Source organism: Streptomyces caeruleatus, assembly GCF_001514235.1.
GTDB lineage: Bacteria > Actinomycetota > Actinomycetes > Streptomycetales > Streptomycetaceae > Streptomyces > Streptomyces caeruleatus.
This window is the reverse complement of record NZ_KQ948927.1, coordinates 398267-418496: the sequence shown is the minus strand read 5'-3', so window position 1 is coordinate 418496 and position 20230 is coordinate 398267. Positions and strand designations below refer to the sequence as shown.

The following is a 20230-nucleotide window of genomic DNA, read 5'->3' as shown; positions in this document are numbered from 1 at the left end:
AAGAGGGGAGCGGACCGAGTGGGATCGCCGTCGTCACGGTCGACTTCCCGCCGGTCAACGCGCTGCCGGTGGACGGCTGGTTCGCCCTGGCCGACGCCGTGCGGGCGGCCGGCCGTGATCCGGAGATCCGGTGTGTGGTGCTGGCGGCTCAGGGGCGCGGGTTCAACGCGGGCGTGGACATCAAGGAGTTGCAGCGGGACGGGGCCGGCGCGGTGATCGGCGTCAACCGCGGCTGCGCGGAGGCCTTCGCCGCGGTGTACGACTGCGAGGTGCCCGTCGTGGCGGCCGTGCAGGGGTTCTGTCTGGGCGGCGGCATCGGTCTGGTGGGCAACGCCGACGCGATCGTGGCGAGCGAGGACGCCACCTTCGGGCTGCCCGAGCTGGACCGGGGCGCGCTGGGCGCGGCCACGCATCTGGCCCGGCTGGTCCCCCAGCATCTGATGCGCGCCCTGTACTACACCTCGCGCACGGCGACCGCGGCCGAGCTGCACGCGCACGGCTCGGTGTGGCGGGTCGTGCCGCGCCGGGAACTGCGCGCCGCCGCCCTGGAGCTGGCCGGCGAGATCGCCGCGAAGGACGGCAGGCTGCTGCGGCTGGCCAAGGCCGCCATCAACGGCATCGACCCCGTCGACGTACGCCACAGCTACCGCTTCGAGCAGGGCTTCACCTTCGAGGCCAACCTGAGCGGGGTGGCGGACCGGGTCCGCGACACCTTCGGCAGTGGGAAAGAGAGGGCGTAGTGAGCGACAAGACGATGACCGCCGACGAGGCCGTCGCGCGGCTGCACAGCGGCATGACCCTCGGCATCGGCGGCTGGGGCTCGCGCCGCAAGCCGATGGCCCTGGTCAGAGCCCTGCTCCGGTCCGGCATCACCGACCTCACCGTCGTCTCGTACGGCGGCCCGGACGTCGGCATGCTGGCCGCGGCCGGAAGGATCCGCAGGCTCGTCGCCCCCTTCGCCACCCTCGACTCCATCCCCCTCGAACCGCACTTCCGCGCCGCCCGCGAACGCGGCGCCTTCGAGCTGACGGAGATCGACGAGGCGATGTTCATGTGGGGACTGCACGCCGCCGCGAACCGGCTGCCGTTCCTGCCCGTGCGGGCCGGGATCGGTTCGGACGTGATGCGGGTCAACCCCGGCCTGCGGACGGTGACTTCGCCGTACGACGACGGAGAGACCTTCGTGGCCATGCCCGCCCTGCGGCTCGACGCGGCCCTGGTCCACGTCAACCGCGCCGACCGGCTGGGCAACGGGCAGTATCTGGGCCCCGACCCCTACTTCGACGACCTGTTCTGCGAGGCGGCGGACACGGCGTACGTCTCGTGCGAACGGGTCGTCGACACGGCCGAGCTGACGAAGGACGCGGCCCCGCAGTCGCTGCTGATCAAGCGGCACACGGTGACGGGGGTCGTCGAGGCCCCGAACGGCGCGCACTTCACGTCCTGCGCCCCCGACTACGGCCGGGACGAGGCCTTCCAGAAGACGTACGCGACCACGCCCTGGCCGCAGTTCACGGCCCGGTTCCTCGGCGGTGACGAGCAGGCGTACCAGTCGGCGGTCAGGGAGGGGTCATGACGGAGGCAGACCGCACGCCCGCTCTCCCGCCGACCCGCGCCGAGTACTGCGTGATCGCCTGTGCCGAGGCCTGGCGCGGCGCCGGTGAGATCCTGGCGAGCCCCATGGGCCTGATCCCGTCCGTGGGTGCCCGGCTGGCGCGGCTCACCTTCGCGCCGGACCTGCTGCTGACCGACGGCGAGGCGATGGTCGTCCGCCCGGACGGCACGACCGAGGGCTGGCTGCCGTACCGACAGCATCTGGCCCTGGTCACCGGCGGGCGACGGCACGTGATGATGGGCGCGAGCCAGATCGACCGGTACGGCAACCAGAACATCTCGTGCGTCGGCGACTGGGCGAAGCCGAGGCGGCAGCTGCTCGGGGTGCGCGGCGCGCCGGTCAACACCCTCAACAACCCGACCAGTTACTGGGTCCCACGGCACTCACGGCGGGTGTTCGTCGAGAAGGTCGACATGGTGTGCGGGGTGGGATACGACCACGCGGCGGGCGCGCGTTTCCACCGCGTCCCGCGTGTCGTGTCCGACCTCGGCGTCTTCGACTTCGCCACGCCCGACCGCACGATGCGGCTGGCCTCGCTCCATCCGGGAGTCACGTTGGACCAGGTCAGGGAGGCGACCGCGTTCGACCTGGCCGTCCCGGACGACGTGCCGCCGACCCGCGAGCCCACCGCCGCCGAACTGCGCCTCATCCGCGAGGTCATCGACCCGGCGAACACCCGCGCCCGGGAGGTCGGTGCCTGATGGAGACACCGCTGACCCGGCTGGTCGGAGTGCGCCATCCGGTCGTGCAGACGGGGATGGGCTGGGTGGCGGGCCCCCGGCTGGTCTCGGCGACGGCGAACGCGGGCGCTCTCGGGATCCTCGCCTCCGCGACGATGACCGTGGACCGGCTGCGCGAGGCGATACGCGAGGTCAAGTCCCGTACGGACGCGCCGTTCGGTGTGAATCTGCGCGCGGACGCCTCGGACGCCGGCGACCGGGTCCGGGTGATGATCGCCGAGGGGGTGCGGGTCGCCTCCTTCGCCCTCGCGCCCTCCCCCGAGCTGATCACCGAGCTGAAGGACGCGGGTGTGATCGTCATCCCCTCGATCGGGGCCCGGCGGCATGCCGAGAAGGTCGCGGCCTGGGGCGCGGACGCGGTGATCGTGCAGGGCGGGGAGGGCGGCGGGCACACCGGGGACGTGGCGACGACGGTGCTGCTGCCCCAGGTGGTCGACGCCGTGGACATACCGGTCGTCGCGGCGGGCGGCTTCTTCGACGGCCGGGGTCTGGTCGCGGCGCTGGCCTACGGGGCGGCGGGCATCGCCCTGGGGACGCGGTTCCTGCTCACCTCGGACTCGACGGTGCCGGACGCGGTGAAGGCGCGGTACCTGGCGGCGACGGTCAGGGATGTCACGGTGACCCGGGCGGTCGACGGCCTGCCCCACCGCATGCTGCGCACGGAGCTGGTCGAGGCCCTGGAGCGCTCGGGCCGGGCACGGGCTCTGTTCCAGGCGCTCCGCAGGGCGGCGGGCTACCGGAAGCTGTCCGGCACGAGTTGGCTCCGCATGGTCCAGGACGGTCGCGCGCTCAGACACGGCAGGGACCTGACCTGGAGTCAGGTCCTGCTCGCCGCGAACACGCCGATGCTGCTGAAGGCGTCAATGGTGGACGGCCGTACGGATCTGGGGGTGATGGCGTCCGGGCAGGTCGCCGGGCTGATCGACGACCTGCCGTCGTGCGCGGACCTGGTGGGGCGGATCATGAAGGAGGCGGCGGAGGTGCGGGAGGGACTCACAGGTTCATAGGAGCCGACCTCGGGGTTCATAGGCGCCGGCCTCCGGGTTCATAGGCGCCGACCTCCGGGTTCATAGGAGCCAGCCTGCGGGTTCTAGGCGCCGGCCTCCGGTTCATTGAAGCCGGCATCACAACCGTTCAATGATCGTCACGTTCGCCTGGCCCCCGCCCTCGCACATCGTCTGAAGCCCGAACCGGCCGCCCGTACGCTCCAGTTCATGCAGCAGGGTCGTCATCAGCTTGACCCCGGTCGCCCCCAGCGGATGCCCCAGGGCAATCGCCCCGCCGTTGACATTGACCTTGTCCGGGTCCGCCCCGGTCTCCTTCAGCCAGGCCAGGACGACCGGCGCGAAGGCCTCGTTGATCTCGACGAGGTCGATGTCGTCGATGGACAGGCCGGTCTTCTTCAGGGCGTGGGCGGTGGCGGGTATGGGCGCGGTGAGCATACGGATGGGGTCCTCGCCGCGCACCGAGAGGTGGTGCACCCGGGCCCGGGGCGTGAGCCCTTGTTCGCGCACCGCCCGTTCGGAGGCCAGCAGCATCGCCGCCGCGCCGTCGGAGACCTGCGAGGAACAGGCGGCCGTGATCGTGCCGCCGTCGACGACCGGCTTCAGCCCGGCCATCTTCTCCAGCGAGGTGCCCCGGCGCGGCCCCTCGTCCACGGCGACCTGCCCGTAAGCCACCACCTCCCGCTCGAAGCGGCCCTCGTCGATCGCCCGCACGGCCCGCCGGTGCGAGCGCAGCGCGAACTCCTCCTGGTCCTGCCGGCTGATCCCCCACTTCGCGGCGATCATCTCGGCGCCGACGAACTGGTTGACCGGCTTCTCCCCGTACCGCGCCCGCCAGCCCTCGCTGCCGGCGAAGGGTCCCGCGGTGAGGCCGAGTGGTTCGGCGGCCTGCCGGGTGGCGAAGGCGATGGGGATCATCGACATGTTCTGCACGCCACCGGCGACCACGAGGTCCTGTGTGCCGGACAGCACGCCCTGCGCCGCGAAGTGCACGGCCTGCTGGGAGGAACCGCACTGCCGGTCCACGGTCACGCCCGGGACCTCCTCGGGCAGCCCCGCGGCCAGCCAGCAGGTCCGCGCGATGTCCCCGGCCTGCGGCCCGACGGCGTCCAGGCACCCGAAGACGACGTCCTCGACGGCGGCCGGATCCATCCCGGCCCGCCCGACCAGCTCCTTCAGCACATGCGCGCCCAGGTCGGCCGGGTGGACCGCGCTCAGTCCTCCCCCGCGCCGCCCCACCGGCGTACGGACCGCTTCGACGATGTAGGCCTCGGCCATGACAACTCCCTCATTGTTAAGGGCACTTCGACAGCTTTCTACGGCTGTGCACGTACGGCGATCCCGTCCAGCACCATCGACAGGTACTGCCGGGCGATCTCCTCGGGGCTGTGCTGTCCGCCGGGCCGGTACCAGGACGCCGCGACCCACACCGTGTCCCGCACGAACCGGTAGGTGAGCCGGACGTCGAGGTCGGACCGGAACACCCCGGCCGTCACCCCGCGCTCCAGCGTGGACAGCCACGCCTTCTCGAACCTGCGCTGCGACTCGGCGAGGAACGCGAACCGCTCCTGCGCCACCAGCTGGCGGTTCTCCTTCTGGTAGATCGCGACGGCGGCGCGGTGCCGGTCGATCTCCCGGAACGACTCGGTGACCAGCGCCTCCAGGGTCTCGCGCGGGCCGAGCTCGGCGCCCAGGACGGTGTCGTAGCCGCCCCACAGCTCGTCGAGGAAGGAGCGCAGGATCTCTTCCAGCATCGATTCCTTGGAGTCGAAGTGGTAGTAGAGGCTGCCCGCGAGCATGCCCGCCTGGTCGGCGATCTTGCGTACGGTGGTGGCGTTGTAGCCCTGCTCGGCGAAGACCTCGGCGGCGGTGTCGAGGAGTTCACGGCGGCGCGCCTGGGCGGCAGCGGCCGCGGGCTTTCCGGTGGCGGTCACCTGGGGCTTCTTCTTGGTCGGCACGGGTCCATTGTCGTCCTAGGCGTGCTGGCTGCTGACGGAGACGATCTCTCCGGTCATGTACGACGAGTAGTCCGAGGCCAGGAAGACGATCACGTTGGCCACCTCCCAGGGCTCGGCGTACCGTCCGAAGGCCTCGCGCGCGGTCAGTTCCTCCAGCAGTTCGGGGGTCGTCACCTTCGCGAGGTGGGGATGCATGGCGAGGCTCGGGGAGACGGCGTTGACCCGCACCCCGTGGTCGGCCGCCTCGATCGCCGCGCACCGGGTCAGCGCCATCACGCCCGCCTTCGCGGCCGCGTAGTGCGCCTGCCCGGCCTGGGCGCGCCAGCCGACGACGGAGGCGTTGTTGACGATCACGCCGCCGGTGTCCCGCATGCGGCGGAGGGCGGCGCGGGTGCACCGGAAGGTGCCGTTCAAGGTCACGTCGAGGACCTTCGACCACTGCTCGTCGGTCATGTCGACGAGGGGTGAAGTCCCGCCGAGACCGGCGTTGTTGACGACGACGTCCAGCCGCCCGTGCTCGGCCACGGCCGTCTCGAACAGCGCCGCCACCTGCGACGCGTCGGTCACGTCGCAGGGCAGCGCGGCCACCGACGCCGCGCCGAACTCCCCGGCCAGCTCCGCCTCGTACTCCTTCAGCCGCCGCACGTGCGCGTCGCTGACCAGCACGCGCGCGCCCTCCTCCAGGAAGCGGCGAGCGGTCGCGCCGCCGATGCCGGCGCCGGCCGCCGCGGTGATGACGGCGGTGCGCCCGCGGAGCAGTCCGTGCCCGGGAACGTACGTCGGCACCTCGACGTTTGTCATAGCAGCACGCTAACCTACCAAACACTTGTTAGGGAAGAAGTCGCAGGGAGACAGGAGGGAAGCCGACCGTGGATCTCGCTCACTCCGCCGCCGACGAGGCGTTCCGCGCCGAGGCCCGCGCCTGGCTGCGCGCGCATGTGCCGGTCGATCCGCTCCCCTCACTGGAGACCGAGGAGGGCTTCGCGGCGCACCGCGCGTGGGAGGCCGAACTCGCCGTCGACCGCTGGTCGGTGGTGAACTGGCCGGCGGCGTACGGCGGCCGGGACGCCACGCTGGTGCGGTGGCTGCTGTTCGAGGAGGAGTACTACGCGGCGGGCGCACCGGGCCGCGTCAATCAGAACGGCGTCAGTCTCCTCGCCCCGACCCTCTTCGACCACGGCACAGAGGAGCAGCGCGCACGCGTGCTGCCGCCCATGGCCACCGGCGAGGTGGTTTGGGCGCAGGCGTGGTCGGAGCCCGAGGCCGGTTCCGACCTGGCCTCGCTGAGGTCGAGGGCCACGCGCGTGGCGGGCGGTTGGCTGCTGTCCGGCCAGAAGACCTGGTCGTCCCGGGCCGCCTTCGCCGATCGCGCGTTCGGCCTGTTCCGCTCCGACCCGGGCGCCCCGAAGCCCCACCAGGGCCTGACCTACCTGATGTTCGACCTGCGCGCCTCCGGTGTCACGGTCCGCCCCATCGCCCGCCTCGACGGCAGGCCCGCCATCGCCGAGCTGTTCCTGGACGAGGTGTTCGTGCCTGACGAGGACGTGATCGGCGAGCCGGGCCAGGGCTGGCGGATCGCGATGTCGACGGCGGGCAACGAACGCGGTCTGATGCTGCGCTCCCCGGGCCGGTTCCTGGCGAGCGCCGACCGGCTCCACCGGCTCTGGCAGGACCGGGGCAGCCCGGAGAGCGCGCGGAACAGCGTGGCCGACGCCCTGATCGGCGCCCGCGCCTACCAGCTCTTCACCTTCGCCGCGGCCTCCCGCTTCCTCGACGGCGAGTCGATCGGCCCGGAGTCCAGTCTGAACAAGGTCTTCTGGTCGGAGTACGACATCGCGCTGCACGAGACGGCTCTCGATCTGCTGGGCGCCGAGGGCGAGTTGGCCGACACGGAGTGGGCGGAGCGGTACGTCTTCTCCCTCGCCGGCCCGATCTACGCCGGGACGAACGAGATCCAGCGCGACATCATCGCCGAGCGCCTGCTGGGCCTGCCGAAGGGGCGACGGTGACCAAGCCGCGTCGACGCCACCGAAAGGACCCCCGCTGATGCGCTTCCTCCTCGACCCCGAGCAGCGTGCCTTCGGCGACTCGCTGAACGCCATGCTGGCGGTCGCCGACACACCCTCGGTCATACGGGACTGGAGCCGGGGCGAGCATGCGCGGGGCCGCGCGCTGTGGTCCCGTGTCGCCGAGGCGGGGGTGTTCGCGCTGGCGGTTCCGGAGGCGTACGAGGGGATGGGCCCACGGCCCGTCGAACTCGCCGTCGCCTTCATCGAGCTGGGGCGTCACGCGGTGCCGGGGCCGTTGGTGGAGACGGTCGCGGCGGCGGTCCTGCTCGCCGATCTGCCTGACCCCGGCCCGGCCAAGCGGCTCCTGCCGGCACTGGCGACGGGCGAGGCCATGGCGACGCTGGCGTGGAAGGCACCGTACGCCCTGGACGGTGACGTGGCCGGCACCCGTCTGGCCGTCACCTCCCAAGGCCTTCACCTCTCCCCCGGCCACGGCCCCGTACGCCCCTCTCTGGACGCGGCCCGCCGCCTCACGCCCCTCGAACCGGGCGGCGAACTGCTCGGCCCCGCCCCGGCCAGGGCCCTCGCCTACGCCCGCCTCACCACCGCCGCCCAGGCCCTCGGCGTCGGTCAGGCCCTGCTCGACAAGACGGTCGCCCACGTCCTGCGGCGCACCCAGTTCGGTGTCTCCATAGGCTCGTTCCAGGCCGTCAAGCACCGTCTGGCCGACGTGCGGATCGGCCTGGAGTTCGCCCGGCCGCTCCTCTTCGGTGCCGCGCTCACCATGGCGCCCGCCGATGTCGCCGCCGCCAAGGTCACCGCCTGCGAGGCCGCGTACGCCGCCGCCCGTACCGCGCTCCAGCTGCACGGCGCGATCGGCTATACGGCGGAGTACGACCTCTCGCTCTGGCTGACCAAGGCCCGCGCGCTGCGCACGGCCTGGGGCGACCCGGACGCGTGCCGAGCCGACGTGCTGGGTGCCCCCACGCTCAGTGGTGATCGCCGCTGGTGAGTTCGCGGTACTCCTCGACCGTCGGCTTGGTGATCCGCGTCTGCGGCCCGAACATCGCCCGCGCCAGCCGGGCCCGCACCCGCTGCGTCGGGCCCACCCGGCGCCGGACGCCGTTCGCGTCGACGAGCGGACCGATCTCGTAGGGCGGCGGCTGCTCGTGCTGGGTGAGGGTGAACAGCTGCGCCTGCGAGAGGGGCTCGTGGACCTCGACGTACGCACCGTGCGGGAGCCGTTTGATGGTGCCCGTCTCCCTGCCGTGCAGCACCTTGTCCCGGTCCCGGCGCTGCAGGCCCAGACAGATCCGCTTGGTCACGTAGTAGGTGAGGACCGGCACGACGAAGACCGAGATCCGGACGAACCAGGTGATCACATTGATGGACAGATGCAGATGCGTGGCCACGATGTCGTTGCCGCCGCCGATCAGCAGCACCGTGTACAGGCTCAGCCAGGCCGCGCCGAGGCCGGTGCGCACGGGCACGTTGCGCGGCCGGTCGAGGATGTGGTGTTCACGTTTGTCACCGGTGATCCATGCCTCGACGAAGGGGTAGACCCCGAGCGCGAGCAGGATCAGCGGGAAGAGGGAGAAGGGGATGAAGACGCCGGGTTCCAGGGTGTGGCCCCAGAAGTTGATCTCCCATCCCGGCATCACCCGGATCAGTCCCTCGGAGAAGCCGAGGTACCAGTCGGGTTGGGCACCCGTGGTCACCAGGTCGGGGCGGTAGGGCCCGAAGGCCCAGACCGGGTTGATGCTGGCGATGCCTCCCATGAGTGCCAGGACGCCGAAGACGAGGAAGAAGAAGCCGCCCGCCTTGGCCATGTACACCGGCAGGAAGGGCATGCCGACGACCGTCTTCTGGTCGCGGCCGGGACCCGGGTACTGGGTGTGCTTGTGGTAGAAGACCAGGATCAGATGGGCGACGACCAGACCGAGCATGATCCCGGGCAGCAGCAGGATGTGGATCGGGTAGAGCCGGGCGATGAAGTCCTCGCCGGGGAACTCCCCGCCGAAGAGGAAGAACGCCACGTACGTGCCCACGATCGGGATGGACAGGATCGCGCCGTGCGCGAACCGCAGGCCGGTGCCGGACAGCAGGTCGTCGGGGAGGGAGTAGCCGGTCAGGCCGGTGATGATGCCGAGCATCAGCAGGGTCCAGCCGAACACCCAGTTGATCTCGCGGGGCTTGCGGAAGGCGCCGGTGAAGAACACCCGCATCATGTGCACGAGCATGCCGGTGACGAAGACCAGCGCCGCCCAGTGGTGGATCTGCCGGATGAGCAGCCCGCCGCGCACGTCGAAGCTGATGTCGAGGGTGGACTCGTAGGCCCTGGTCATCAGGACGCCGTTGAGGGGCTCGTAGGTGCCGTTGTAGACGACCTCGTTGGTGCTGGGGTCGAAGAAGAGGGTGAGGTAGACGCCGGTGAGGATCAGGACGAGGAAGCTGTAGAGGCAGACCTCGCCCAGCATGAAGGACCAGTGGTCCGGGAAGACCTTGCGCATGTTGGCCTTGGCCAGCGCGTACAGCCCGAGCCGTCCGTCGGCCCAGTCGGCGATCTTCTCGCCCCGGCCGGGCGGGCCGGACCGCCGCGCACCCGTCGTCCCGTCGTTCCCCGATCGTGCGCCGTCCATACGTCGTCGCCTCCCCGTCGGATCAACCACAGGGTGACACGGGCACAGGGGGCCCGCCAACGGGGCGGACAGCCCCGGCCACGCGTCAGGACGGCCGTACGATCCCCTGCGCCCGCGCCGCCACCAGCCACTTGGGGAACTCCCCCACGAGGCGGTCGTACAACTCGGCGTCGGACACGGTCCGCGGATCCGAACCGGCGTGGAAGAACCCGGCGTTGTCGACGACCCGCTTGGCGGGGACGGCGAGATCGTCGAGCTTGCGCAGGAAGTCGAACTGCTTGCTGGTCGGGTCCCCGAAACCGATGAACTGCCAGAACAGCGGGAGCGGGGCCGCCTTGCACAGATACCGTTCGGCGGCGAGCTTGTTGATCGGGCCGCCGTCCGTCTGGAACACGACCAGGGCGGGGTCCCGCGATCCGCTGTCCAGGTAGTGGTCGATGACGGCGTCCATCGCCAGGTGGTAGCTGGTCTTGCCCATGTGCCCGAGCCCGGCCACGATCCGCTCGATCCGCCCCTGGTGGTCGGCCAGCGCGATCTCGGTCTCGGCGTCGACGTCGGTGGAGAAGAAGACGACCGGCACGGTCCCGTCGTCGTCGAAGTGGGCCGCCATGCCGAGCACCCGGTCGGCGAGCGCCTGCACGCTGCCGTCCTTGTAGTACGGCTTCATCGACCCGGAGTAGTCGACCACCAGGTAGACGGCGGCCCGCACGCCGTCCAGGCCGTGCTTGTGCAGCGACACCCCGGCGCTCTTGTACAGGCTGACCAGCGCGGGCGCGGTCTCCTCGACCTTGCTGAGACTGATCGCCGCCATATGGTCTCCCCCTCGTACGCCTGGCTGGTTGCCGAGGTTACGGCACACCGGCCCCGCCTCTCCCTCCGTCCACAGGTGTTCGCTATTTTGTTCGCCGCCGACCCCACCGGCTCATCGTCCGTCCCGTCCCCTTCGAGGAGCCGGCTGTGGAGCCCGAGTCCACCCCTTCCACCGAGTCCGCCGTCACCACCTGCTACCGCCATCCCAAGGTGGAGTCCCACGTCCGGTGCGTCCGCTGCGACCGGTACATCTGCCCGGACTGCATGCGTGAGGCGTCCGTCGGCCATCAGTGCGTGGAGTGCGTGAAGGAGGGCGCGCGGTCGGTGCGGCAGGCCCGTACGGTCGTCGGCGGCCGGATCGCCGCGACGCCCCTCGTGACCTCCGTGCTCATCGTCCTCAACGTCCTGGCCTATCTGGCCGAGGTGGTGCGCCCGGAGATCGTCGACCGCTTCGCGATGCTCAGCGCCCGGCTGGTCGGCCCGGACGGCCTCTACTACGTCTACGAACCGGGATACCCGTCCGGATTCCACGCCGAGGGCCTCGTCGCCGGCCAGTGGGAGCGGCTGCTGACCAGCGGTTTCCTCCACCTGCCGCCGACCGAGGGCACCTTCGGGCTGCTGCACATCGTGATGAACATGCTCTCGCTGTGGCAGCTCGGCCGGATCGTGGAGCCCATGCTGGGCCGGGTCCGCTACCTCGCGCTCTACCTGCTGGCGACGCTGGGCGGTTCGGTGTTCGAGCTGCTGCTGACCGACGTGAACACGGAGTCGGTCGGCGCGTCCGGCGCGATCTTCGGCCTCGGCGCCGCGTACTACGTCCTCGCCCGCCGCGTCGGCGCGGACATGCGCGGCGTCAACCGCTTCATGGCCTTCCTCCTCCTCTGGCTCCTGCTCTCCGCCGGCCTCACCTCCTGGCAGGGCCACCTCGGCGGCCTCCTCACGGGAGCCGCGGTGACCCTCGCCTACGCCTACACGCCCCGCACCCCACGCCGAGCCCTGATCCAGACGGCCGCCTGTGTGAGCGTGCTGGTGCTGCTGGCGGTGGTCGCGGTCGTGAGGGTGACGGAACTGACGGGCGGAGGGATGGCCCAGTGAGACGAATCGCTGCCCACGCCGGCTCCCCCCGCACTCCGCGCCGAGGTGGAGGGGTGGGCCAGTGAGACGTGTCGGTGTGCTGCTCTTCGCGGCCGTGCCCGTCGCCGTCGCCGCGGGCGTCTACTTTCTCGTCCCGGCGGAATCCGGCGACAGCGCGGGCGGTGAGTCCGCGGTCGTCACCGCGCAGGAGGGGTCCCGGCAGGAGGCCAGGAGCCGGGCCGAGCAGGAGCGGTCGGCGGACGACGAGCTGATCGCGAGCCTGCCGCCGGGGCTGGCCGCGCCGGCGAAGAAGGAGCTGGCCCAGCAGCTGGTCGCCACCGCCGAGAGCTCGACCCTGGACTGGCGCCGCACCTACGGCGACATCGAGGACCTCGACGACGGCCAGGGCTACACGGCCGGCACGATCGGCTTCTGCACCGGCACGCACGACCTGCTCACCCTGGTCGAGAACTACACCGAGGCCCACCCGGACAACGGACTCGCCCGCTACCTGCCCGCCCTGCGCGCGGTCGACGGCACCGACTCCCACGAGGGCCTGGACCCCGGTTTCCCGGCCGCCTGGAAGGCGGAGGCCGAGGTGAAGGCCTTCCGCGCGGCCCAGGACGCCGAGCGCGACCGCGCCTACTTCGACCCGGCGGTCCGCCTCGCCAAGCTCGACGGCCTCGGCACGCTCGGCCAGTTCGTCTACTACGACGCGATGGTCTTCCACGGCGCCGGCATCGACGAGGACGGCTTCTACGTCCTGCGCGAACGCGCCCTGCGCAAGGTCGAGTCCCCCGCGCGGGGCGGCTCCGAGAAGGCGTACCTCGACGCCTTCCTCGACGTCCGCCGGGCTGCCATGCGGGAGCGGCGACCGGGCGCCGACACCAGCCGGGTGGACACGGCCCAGCGGCGGTTTCTGGAGGAGGGGAACCTCAAGCTGAGCACGCCCCTGACATGGCAGGTGTACGGGGAGACCTACCGGGTGCCCTAGCCAAGAAAGGCGACGGCGCCCGCCCTGTAGTCCGGTCGGGGACTGTGGGCAGGCGCCATCTGTGTTCCGTACGCCGTTGTACGGGACGTATGTGCGTGACCGTCAGGTCACTTGTCGGGCCGTCAGACCATCAGCGAACGGTCCGTCGGCTTGATCGGCGCCGGCAGTTCGCTGGCGCCGGTCAGGAAGCGGTCGCAGCCGCGGGCGGCCGAGCGGCCCTCCGCGATGGCCCAGACGATGAGCGACTGGCCGCGGCCCGCGTCACCGGCGACGAAGACACCCGGGACGTTGGTCTGGAAGTCGGCGTCGCGGGCGATGTTACCGCGTTCGTCGAGGTCCAGGCCGAACTGGTCGACCAGGCCGTTCTCGCGGTCGGTGCCCGTGAAGCCCATGGCCAGCGTCACCAGCTGGGCGGGGATCTTGCGCTCCGTGCCCGGCTTCGGGGTCAGCTTGCCGTCGACGAACTCGACCTCGGTGAGGTGCAGCCACTGGACGTTGCCGTCCTCGTCGCCCTCGAAGTGGGTGGTGGAGACGGAGTAGACCCGCTCGCCGCCCTCCTCGTGCGCGGACGTGACCTTGTACAGCATCGGGAAGGTCGGCCACGGCTGGTGCGGCGCCCGGTCCTCGCCCGGACGGGGCATGATCTCCAGCTGCGTGACGGACGCCGCGCCCTGGCGGTGGGCGGTGCCCACGCAGTCGGCGCCGGTGTCGCCACCGCCGATGACGACGACGTGCTTGCCCTCGGCCGAGATCGGGGCGGTGACGTAGTCGCCCTCCTGGACCTTGTTGGCCAGCGGCAGGTACTCCATGGCCTGGTGGATGCCCTTGAGCTCACGGCCGGGGACCGGGAGGTCACGGGCGGTCGTGGCGCCGGCGGCGATGACGACGGCGTCGTACCGCTTCTTGAGGTCGGTCGCCTTGAGGTCGCGGCCGATCTCGATGCCGGTACGGAAGCGGGTGCCCTCCGCGCGCATCTGCTCGATACGGCGGTTGATGTGCCGCTTCTCCATCTTGAACTCGGGGATGCCGTAGCGCAGCAGGCCGCCGATGCGGTCCGCGCGCTCGTACACCGCCACCGTGTGGCCGGCCCGCGTCAGCTGCTGGGCAGCCGCCAGGCCCGCCGGGCCCGAGCCGATGACCGCGACGGTCTTGCCGGACAGGCGCTCCGGGGCCTGCGGGGCGACGGTGCCCGCGTCCCACGCCTTGTCGATGATCGAGACCTCGACGTTCTTGATGGTGACGGCCGGCTGGTTGATGCCGAGCACGCAGGCCGACTCGCACGGGGCCGGGCACAGGCGGCCCGTGAACTCCGGGAAGTTGTTCGTGGCGTGCAGGCGTTCCGACGCGGCCGACCAGTCCTCGCGGTAGGCGTAGTCGTTCCACTCGGGGATGAGGTTCCCGAGCGGACAGCCGTTGTGGCAGAACGGGATGCCGCAGTCCATGCAGCGGCTGGCCTGCTTGCTGATGATCGGCAGCAGGGAGCCGGGGACGTAGACCTCGTTCCAGTCCTTCAGACGGACGTCGACCGGGCGGGACTTGGCGACCTCGCGGCCGTGGTTCAGAAAGCCCTTCGGGTCAGCCATTGATCGCCGCCTCCATCATCTTCTCGGTGATCTCGGTCTCGGACAGACCGTCTCGCTCGGCGGCGTCCTTGGCGGCGAGCACTGCCTTGTACGTGCTGGGGATGATCTTGCTGAAGCGCTCGACGGCGGTGTCCCACTCGGCCAGGAGCTTCTCGGCGACCGTGGAGCCGGTCTCCTCCTGGTGGCGGCGGACCACGTCGTGCAGCCACTGCTTGTCGGTGTCGTCGAGAGCCTCGACGGCGCTGACGTTACCGACGTTGACGTTGTCGCGGTCGAGGTCGATGACGTAGGCGATACCGCCGGACATACCGGCCGCGAAGTTACGGCCCGTCTCGCCCAGGACCACCGCGTGGCCACCGGTCATGTACTCGCAGCCGTGGTCGCCCACGCCCTCGGAGACGACCGTCGCGCCGGAGTTGCGGACACAGAACCGCTCACCCGTACGACCGCGCAGGAACAGCTCGCCGCCGGTCGCGCCGTACGCGATGGTGTTGCCCGCGATCGTCGAGTACTCGGCGAGGTGGTCGGCGCCACGGTCGGGACGGACGATCACCCGGCCGCCGGAGAGGCCCTTGCCGACGTAGTCGTTGGCGTCGCCCTCCAGGCGCAGCGTGACACCGCGCGGGAGGAAGGCGCCGAAGGACTGGCCCGCGGAACCGGTGAAGGTGATGTCGATGGTGTCGTCGGGCAGACCGGCACCGCCGAACTTCTTCGTCACCTCGTGGCCGAGCATGGTGCCGACCGTGCGGTTGATGTTGCGGACCTTGACCTGGGCGCGCACCGGCTGGGCGTCGGTCGCGGAGTCCGCGGCCAGCGCGTCGGCGGCGAGCTTGATCAGCTCGTTGTCGAGCGCCTTCGCCAGGCCGTGGTCCTGCTCGATCAGCTGGTGACGCACCGCGCCCTCGGGCAGCTCGGGCACGTGGAACAGCGGCTCCAGGTTCAGGCCCTGCGCCTTCCAGTGGTCGACGGCACGCGTGACGTCCAGCGTCTCGGCGTGGCCGACGGCCTCCTCGATGGTGCGGAAGCCCAGCTCGGCGAGGATCTCGCGGACCTCTTCGGCGATGTACTGGAAGAAGTTGACGACGTACTCGGCCTTGCCGGAGAACCGGTCGCGCAGCGTCGGGTTCTGGGTGGCGATGCCGACCGGGCAGGTGTCCAGGTGGCAGACGCGCATCATGACGCAGCCGGAGACAACGAGCGGCGCGGTCGCGAAACCGAACTCCTCGGCGCCCAGCAGCGCGGCGATGACGACGTCACGGCCGGTCTTCAGCTGACCGTCGGTCTGGACGACGATGCGGTCGCGCAGACCGTTGAGGAGAAGGGTCTGCTGGGTCTCGGCGAGGCCGAGCTCCCAGGGGCCGCCCGCGTGCTTCAGCGACGTCAGCGGGGAGGCACCCGTACCGCCGTCGTGACCCGAGATGAGTACGACGTCCGCGTGCGCCTTGGACACACCCGCCGCGACCGTGCCGACGCCGACCTCGGAGACCAGCTTCACGTGAATCCGCGCCTGCGGGTTCGCGTTCTTCAGGTCGTGGATCAGCTGGGCCAGGTCCTCGATGGAGTAGATGTCGTGGTGCGGCGGCGGGGAGATCAGGCCCACGCCCGGCGTCGAGTGACGCGTCTTCGCGACCCACGGGTAGACCTTGTGGCCGGGCAGCTGGCCGCCCTCACCGGGCTTGGCGCCCTGGGCCATCTTGATCTGGATGTCGTCCGCGTTGACCAGGTACTCCGAGGTCACACCGAAGCGGCCGGACGCGACCTGCTTGATGCTCGACCGGCGCGCCGGGTCGTACAGACGGTCCGGGTCCTCGCCGCCCTCACCGGTGTTGGACTTGCCGCCCAGCTGGTTCATGGCGATGGCGAGGGTCTCGTGCGCCTCCTTGGAGATGGAGCCGTACGACATGGCGCCGGTGGAGAAACGCTTGACGATCTCGCTGGCCGGCTCGACCTCGTCGATGGAGATCGAGGGACGGTCGGACTTGAAGCCGAACAGGCCACGGAGCGTCATCAGGCGCTCGGACTGCTCGTTCACGCGCTCGGTGTACTTCTTGAAGATGTCGTAGCGACCGGTGCGCGTGGAGTGCTGGAGGCGGAAGACCGTCTCCGGGTCGAACAGGTGCGGCTCGCCCTCACGGCGCCACTGGTACTCGCCGCCTATTTCGAGGGCGCGGTGGGCGGGCGCGATGCCCGACGCCGGGTACGCCTTCGCGTGACGGGCGGCGACCTCCTTGGCGATGACGTCGATGCCGACGCCGCCGATCTTGGTGGCCGTGCCGTTGAAGTACTTCTCGACGAAGGCGTCGTCGAGGCCGACGGCCTCGAAGACCTGGGCGCCGCGGTAGGAGGCGACCGTCGAGATGCCCATCTTGGACATGACCTTCAGGACGCCCTTGCCGAGGGCGTAGATCAGGTTGCGGATGGCCTTCTCGGCCTCGATGTCCGAGAGGAAGGTGCCCGCGCGGACGAGGTCCTCGACGGACTCCATCGCCAGGTACGGGTTCACGGCCGCGGCGCCGAAGCCGATCAGCAGGGCGACGTGGTGGACCTCGCGGACGTCACCGGCCTCGACCAGCAGGCCCACGTGGGTGCGCTGCTTGGTGCGGATGAGGTGGTGGTGGACGGCCGCGGTGAGCAGCAGCGACGGGATCGGCGCGTGCTCGGCGTCCGAGTGACGGTCCGACAGGACGATCAGACGGGCGCCGTTGTCGATGGCGGCGTCGGCCTCGGCGCAGATCTCCTCGATGCGCGCGGCGAGGGCGTCACCGCCGCCGTGCACCCGGTACAGGCCGGACAGGGTCGCGGCCTTGAAGCCCGGCATGTCGCCGTCGGCGTTGATGTGGATGAGCTTGGCCAGCTCGTCGTTGTCGATCACCGGGAAGGGCAGGGTGACTGAGCGGCAGGAGGCGGCCGTCGGGTCGAGCAGGTTGCCCTGCGGGCCCAGCGAGGAGTTCAGCGAGGTGACGAGCTCCTCGCGGATGGCGTCCAGCGGCGGGTTGGTGACCTGCGCGAACAGCTGGGTGAAGTAGTCGAAGAGCAGGCGCGGGCGCTCGCTCAGCGCGGCGATGGGCGAGTCGGTGCCCATGGAGCCGAGCGGCTCACCGCCCGTCTTGGCCATCGGCGCGAGGATGACGCGCAGCTCCTCCTCGGTGTAACCGAAGGTCTGCTGGCGGCGGGTGACCGAGGCGTGCGTGTGCACGATGTGCTCGCGCTCGGGCAGGTCGGACAGCTCGATCTCGCCGGCTTCCAGCCACTCGGCGTACGGCTTCTCCGCCGCGAGCTGGGCCTTGATCTCGTCGTCCTCGATGATGCGGTGCTCGGCGGTGTCCACGAGGAACATCCGGCCGGGCTGCAGGCGGCCCTTGCGGACGACCTTCGCCGGGTCGATGTCGAGGACGCCGACCTCGGAGCCGAGGACGACGAGGCCGTCGTCGGTGACCCAGTAGCGGCCGGGGCGCAGACCGTTGCGGTCGAGCACGGCGCCGACCTGGGTGCCGTCGGTGAAGGTGACACAGGCCGGGCCGTCCCAGGGCTCCATCATCGTGGAGTGGAACTGGTAGAAGGCGCGCCGGGCCGGGTCCATGGAGTCGTGGTTCTCCCACGCCTCCGGGATCATCATCAGCACGGAGTGCGGGAGCGAGCGGCCGCCGAGGTGGAGCAGTTCCAGGACCTCGTCGAAGGACGCCGAGTCGGAGGCGTCCGGCGTACACACCGGGAAGATGCGGTCCAGGGACTTGTCGTCCGAGCCGAACAGGTCGGAGACGAGCTGCGACTCGCGAGCGACCATCCAGTTGCGGTTGCCCTTGACGGTGTTGATCTCACCGTTGTGCGCGACGAAGCGGTACGGGTGCGCCAGCGGCCACGACGGGAAGGTGTTCGTCGAGAAACGCGAGTGGACGAGGGCGATGGCCGAGCCGAAGCGGCGGTCGGACAGGTCCGGGAAGAAGGGCTCCAGCTGGCCGGTGGTCAGCATGCCCTTGTAGACGATGGTGCGGGCCGACAGCGACGGGAAGTAGACGCCGACCTCGCGCTCGGCGCGCTTGCGCAGCACGAAGGCCTTGCGGTCGAGGGCGATGTCCTTCGAGGAACCGTCCGCGACGAAGACCTGGCGGAAGACGGGCATCGTCGACCGGGCGGTGGCCCCGAGCAGCTCGGGGGCGACGGGCACCTCACGCCAGCCGAGGACGGTGAGGTCCTCCTCGGACGCGATCGTCTCGATCTTCGAGACGGCGTCCTGGGTCCCCTCCTCCGGCAGGAAGGCGATACCCACGGCGTACGCACCGGCCTCGGGCAGTTCGAACCCGGCCACCTCGCGGAAGAAGGCGTCCGGCACCTGGGACAGGATGCCCGCGCCGTCACCCGAGTCGGGCTCGGAACCGGTGGCACCACGGTGTTCGAGATTGCGCAGAACGGTGAGCGCCTGCTCGACCAGCGCGTGGCTCGCCTCGCCGGTGAGGGTGGCCACGAAGCCGACGCCACAGGCGTCGCGCTCGTTGCGGGGGTCGTACATACCCTGCGCAGCAGGGCGAGCATCCATGAACGACCAGTTCTGGCCATTCGTGGAGTGCTGGGACGGCTGGCGCGGCGTACGCATCGGCTCTCCCGTCGTCGTCATCTGGCATATGCAAATTGCCGAGGGACGACGTTGGCCCTCTGCGTGAGTGCAAAATTTCGTGCAGGTTACATGATGGGGCGGTTCTCGGGAAGCGGGATAATCCGTTCCATCATGCGGACACCAAGGGCTGCGACAAGGGTTCCGCGCCCATGGCTTGAAGTATGTGGGGACCGAACGAGACAGGTCTATGTCCGTCGATCCGAGGCGGAGGGGGCGTCGTCGCTCACCCCGCGAGTGCGCCGCAGGCGTCATTGCCCACAGCGCTTACGGCTCATGCCCGGTGGTCATGCATCCGAAACCAGCGAGTAACGGCTACTTATGCGGCCCAACGCATAAGTTCCAGCCGAGCTATCCTACGGCCGTTCCGAACCAACTGCCCAGGGCGTACGTCACACCGGCCGCGGCCCCACCGAGCGCGAGCTGCCGCAGCCCGCTGTACCACCAGGTCCGCGCCGTCACCTTGGCCACGACCGCCCCGCACAGGAAAAGCCCGACGAGCGCGAGCAGCACGGCCGGCCACAGCGAGGTCGCACCGAGCAGATACGGCAGTACGGGCAGCAGGGCACCCAGCGCGAAGGACCCGAACGACGAGACGGCCGCGACCAGCGGCGAGGGCAGATCGCCGGGGTCGATGCCGAGCTCCTCGCGGGCGTGTATCTCCAGGGCCACCTCGGGATCACGGGAGAGCTGCTCGGCGACGGCCTTGGCGAGCCGCGGCTCGACGCCCCGGGCCTCATAGAGCGCCGCGAGCTCGGCTTCCTCGTCCTTCGGGTGCTTCCTCAGCTCCCGCCGCTCGACGTCCAGCTCGGCCTCGACGAGCTCGCGCTGCGAGGCGACCGAGGTGTACTCACCGGCGGCCATGGAGAAGGCGCCGGCGGCGAGTCCCGCGAGCCCGCTCAGCACGACGGTCTGCTGACCGGCCGCCCCGCCCGCGACACCGGTCATCAGAGCGAGGTTGGAGACCAGGCCGTCCATCGCCCCGAACACGGCGGGACGCAGCCAGCCGCCGTTCACGTCGCGGTGCGTGTGGTTGTCGCGGTGCGCCTCGTGCAGCGCGGCCTCGGTCTCGATGATGGCCATGAGGGTCCCCCAGGGAGCTAGGTAAGGCTGTCTTTAGACGAGTTCTATTCTTCGACAACACCAAATCTACGTCCGGAATTTCCCGCCCGCCAGCAAGGAAAGGCTGGGCTAA

At 70.5% G+C, this 20230-nt stretch carries 16 protein-coding genes; 8 read left to right on the top strand and 8 right to left on the bottom strand.

Annotated elements, in window-relative coordinates:
- Window positions 1-23 precede the first annotated feature (23 nt).
- From AQJ67_RS14240 to AQJ67_RS14225, 4 genes are read left to right on the top strand one after another with little or no spacing between them, the layout of a single operon-like run.
- Window positions 24-740, top strand: a complete 717-nt coding sequence (locus AQJ67_RS14240) for an enoyl-CoA hydratase family protein (protein WP_062719355.1) — start codon at window positions 24-26, stop codon at window positions 738-740.
- Window positions 740-1576, top strand: coding sequence for a CoA transferase subunit A (locus AQJ67_RS14235; RefSeq protein ID WP_062719075.1), 837 nt, complete (start codon window positions 740-742; stop codon window positions 1574-1576). The genes AQJ67_RS14240 and AQJ67_RS14235 overlap by 1 nt, the downstream gene beginning before the upstream one ends.
- Window positions 1573-2316 carry a CoA-transferase subunit beta gene (locus AQJ67_RS14230; RefSeq protein ID WP_062719074.1) on the top strand — a complete coding sequence of 248 codons (744 nt, stop codon included), beginning with the start codon at window positions 1573-1575 and terminating at the stop codon, window positions 2314-2316. Before AQJ67_RS14235 ends, AQJ67_RS14230 begins: the two co-directional genes overlap by 4 nt.
- The gene (locus AQJ67_RS14225; RefSeq protein ID WP_062719073.1) at window positions 2316-3362 is read left to right on the top strand and encodes an NAD(P)H-dependent flavin oxidoreductase; all 1047 of its coding nucleotides are present in this window, start codon (window positions 2316-2318) and stop codon (window positions 3360-3362) included. Before AQJ67_RS14230 ends, AQJ67_RS14225 begins: the two co-directional genes overlap by 1 nt.
- A 117-nt stretch (window positions 3363-3479) precedes the next feature.
- On the opposite strand, the gene AQJ67_RS14220 is transcribed toward AQJ67_RS14225, so the two are convergent.
- Genes AQJ67_RS14220 through AQJ67_RS14210 form a run of 3 tightly spaced genes read right to left on the bottom strand, consistent with a single transcriptional unit; the run spans window position 3480 to window position 6118 of the window.
- Window positions 3480-4637 carry an acetyl-CoA C-acetyltransferase gene (locus AQJ67_RS14220; protein ID WP_062719072.1) on the bottom strand — a complete coding sequence of 386 codons (1158 nt, stop codon included), beginning with the start codon at window positions 4635-4637 and terminating at the stop codon, window positions 3480-3482.
- Between the two features lie 38 nt (window positions 4638-4675).
- Window positions 4676-5317, bottom strand: coding sequence for a TetR/AcrR family transcriptional regulator (locus tag AQJ67_RS14215; protein ID WP_062719071.1), 642 nt, complete (start codon window positions 5315-5317; stop codon window positions 4676-4678).
- Between the two features lie 15 nt (window positions 5318-5332).
- On the bottom strand, window positions 5333-6118 hold the full coding sequence (locus AQJ67_RS14210) for an SDR family oxidoreductase (RefSeq protein ID WP_062719070.1): 786 nt from the start codon (window positions 6116-6118) through the stop codon (window positions 5333-5335).
- Window positions 6119-6186: 68 nt separating this feature from the next.
- Between AQJ67_RS14210 and AQJ67_RS14205 the strand changes: the two genes are divergently transcribed.
- Together AQJ67_RS14205 and AQJ67_RS14200 are read left to right on the top strand one after the other, a co-directional pair.
- Window positions 6187-7326 (top strand): acyl-CoA dehydrogenase family protein, encoded by a 1140-nt coding sequence (locus tag AQJ67_RS14205; protein WP_062719069.1) that lies wholly within the window; start codon window positions 6187-6189, stop codon window positions 7324-7326.
- Between the two features lie 37 nt (window positions 7327-7363).
- Window positions 7364-8338 carry an acyl-CoA dehydrogenase family protein gene (locus AQJ67_RS14200; RefSeq protein WP_062719068.1) on the top strand — a complete coding sequence of 325 codons (975 nt, stop codon included), beginning with the start codon at window positions 7364-7366 and terminating at the stop codon, window positions 8336-8338.
- On the opposite strand, the gene qcrB is transcribed toward AQJ67_RS14200, so the two are convergent.
- Window positions 8316-9965: a cytochrome bc1 complex cytochrome b subunit gene (gene qcrB / locus AQJ67_RS14195; protein ID WP_062719067.1), complete on the bottom strand. Its 1650-nt coding sequence runs from the start codon at window positions 9963-9965 to the stop codon at window positions 8316-8318. The genes AQJ67_RS14200 and qcrB overlap by 23 nt on opposite strands.
- A gap of 85 nt (window positions 9966-10050) precedes the next feature.
- The gene (locus AQJ67_RS14190) at window positions 10051-10776 is read right to left on the bottom strand and encodes a vWA domain-containing protein (RefSeq protein ID WP_062719066.1); all 726 of its coding nucleotides are present in this window, start codon (window positions 10774-10776) and stop codon (window positions 10051-10053) included.
- Between the two features lie 146 nt (window positions 10777-10922).
- On the opposite strand from AQJ67_RS14190, the gene AQJ67_RS14185 reads away from it, so the two are divergent.
- Entirely contained in the window at window positions 10923-11870 is a 948-nt protein-coding gene (locus tag AQJ67_RS14185; protein ID WP_062719065.1) for a rhomboid family intramembrane serine protease, read from the top strand.
- 61 nt (window positions 11871-11931) lie between these two features.
- Complete coding sequence (locus tag AQJ67_RS14180; protein WP_062719064.1) at window positions 11932-12843, top strand: chitosanase; 912 nt, start codon at window positions 11932-11934, stop codon at window positions 12841-12843.
- 122 nt (window positions 12844-12965) lie between these two features.
- On the opposite strand, the gene AQJ67_RS14175 is transcribed toward AQJ67_RS14180, so the two are convergent.
- The 3 genes from AQJ67_RS14175 to AQJ67_RS14165 form a co-directional block, all read right to left on the bottom strand.
- Window positions 12966-14426, bottom strand: coding sequence for a glutamate synthase subunit beta (locus AQJ67_RS14175; protein ID WP_062719063.1), 1461 nt, complete (start codon window positions 14424-14426; stop codon window positions 12966-12968).
- The gene (gene gltB, locus AQJ67_RS14170; protein ID WP_079055956.1) at window positions 14419-19017 is read right to left on the bottom strand and encodes a glutamate synthase large subunit; all 4599 of its coding nucleotides are present in this window, start codon (window positions 19015-19017) and stop codon (window positions 14419-14421) included. The genes AQJ67_RS14175 and gltB overlap by 8 nt, the downstream gene beginning before the upstream one ends.
- 369 nt (window positions 19018-19386) lie before the next feature.
- Entirely contained in the window at window positions 19387-20118 is a 732-nt protein-coding gene (locus AQJ67_RS14165) for a VIT1/CCC1 transporter family protein (protein WP_062719061.1), read from the bottom strand.
- Window positions 20119-20230: the final 112 nt, after the last annotated feature.

Excerpts from the sequence above, each read along its gene's own strand:
- AQJ67_RS14220 (WP_062719072.1), bottom strand. The coding sequence starts at position 4,637 with ATGGCCGAGGCCTACATCGTCGAAGCGGTCCGTACGCCGGTGGGGCGG.
- AQJ67_RS14230 (WP_062719074.1), top strand. The coding sequence starts at position 1,573 with ATGACGGAGGCAGACCGCACGCCCGCTCTCCCGCCGACCCGCGCCGAG.
- AQJ67_RS14190 (WP_062719066.1), bottom strand. The coding sequence starts at position 10,776 with ATGGCGGCGATCAGTCTCAGCAAGGTCGAGGAGACCGCGCCCGCGCTG.
- AQJ67_RS14210 (WP_062719070.1), bottom strand. The coding sequence starts at position 6,118 with ATGACAAACGTCGAGGTGCCGACGTACGTTCCCGGGCACGGACTGCTC.
- qcrB (WP_062719067.1), bottom strand. The coding sequence starts at position 9,965 with ATGGACGGCGCACGATCGGGGAACGACGGGACGACGGGTGCGCGGCGG.
- gltB (WP_079055956.1), bottom strand. The coding sequence starts at position 19,017 with ATGCGTACGCCGCGCCAGCCGTCCCAGCACTCCACGAATGGCCAGAAC.
- AQJ67_RS14225 (WP_062719073.1), top strand. The coding sequence starts at position 2,316 with ATGGAGACACCGCTGACCCGGCTGGTCGGAGTGCGCCATCCGGTCGTG.
- AQJ67_RS14165 (WP_062719061.1), bottom strand. The coding sequence starts at position 20,118 with ATGGCCATCATCGAGACCGAGGCCGCGCTGCACGAGGCGCACCGCGAC.
- AQJ67_RS14175 (WP_062719063.1), bottom strand. The coding sequence starts at position 14,426 with ATGGCTGACCCGAAGGGCTTTCTGAACCACGGCCGCGAGGTCGCCAAG.
- AQJ67_RS14200 (WP_062719068.1), top strand. The coding sequence starts at position 7,364 with ATGCGCTTCCTCCTCGACCCCGAGCAGCGTGCCTTCGGCGACTCGCTG.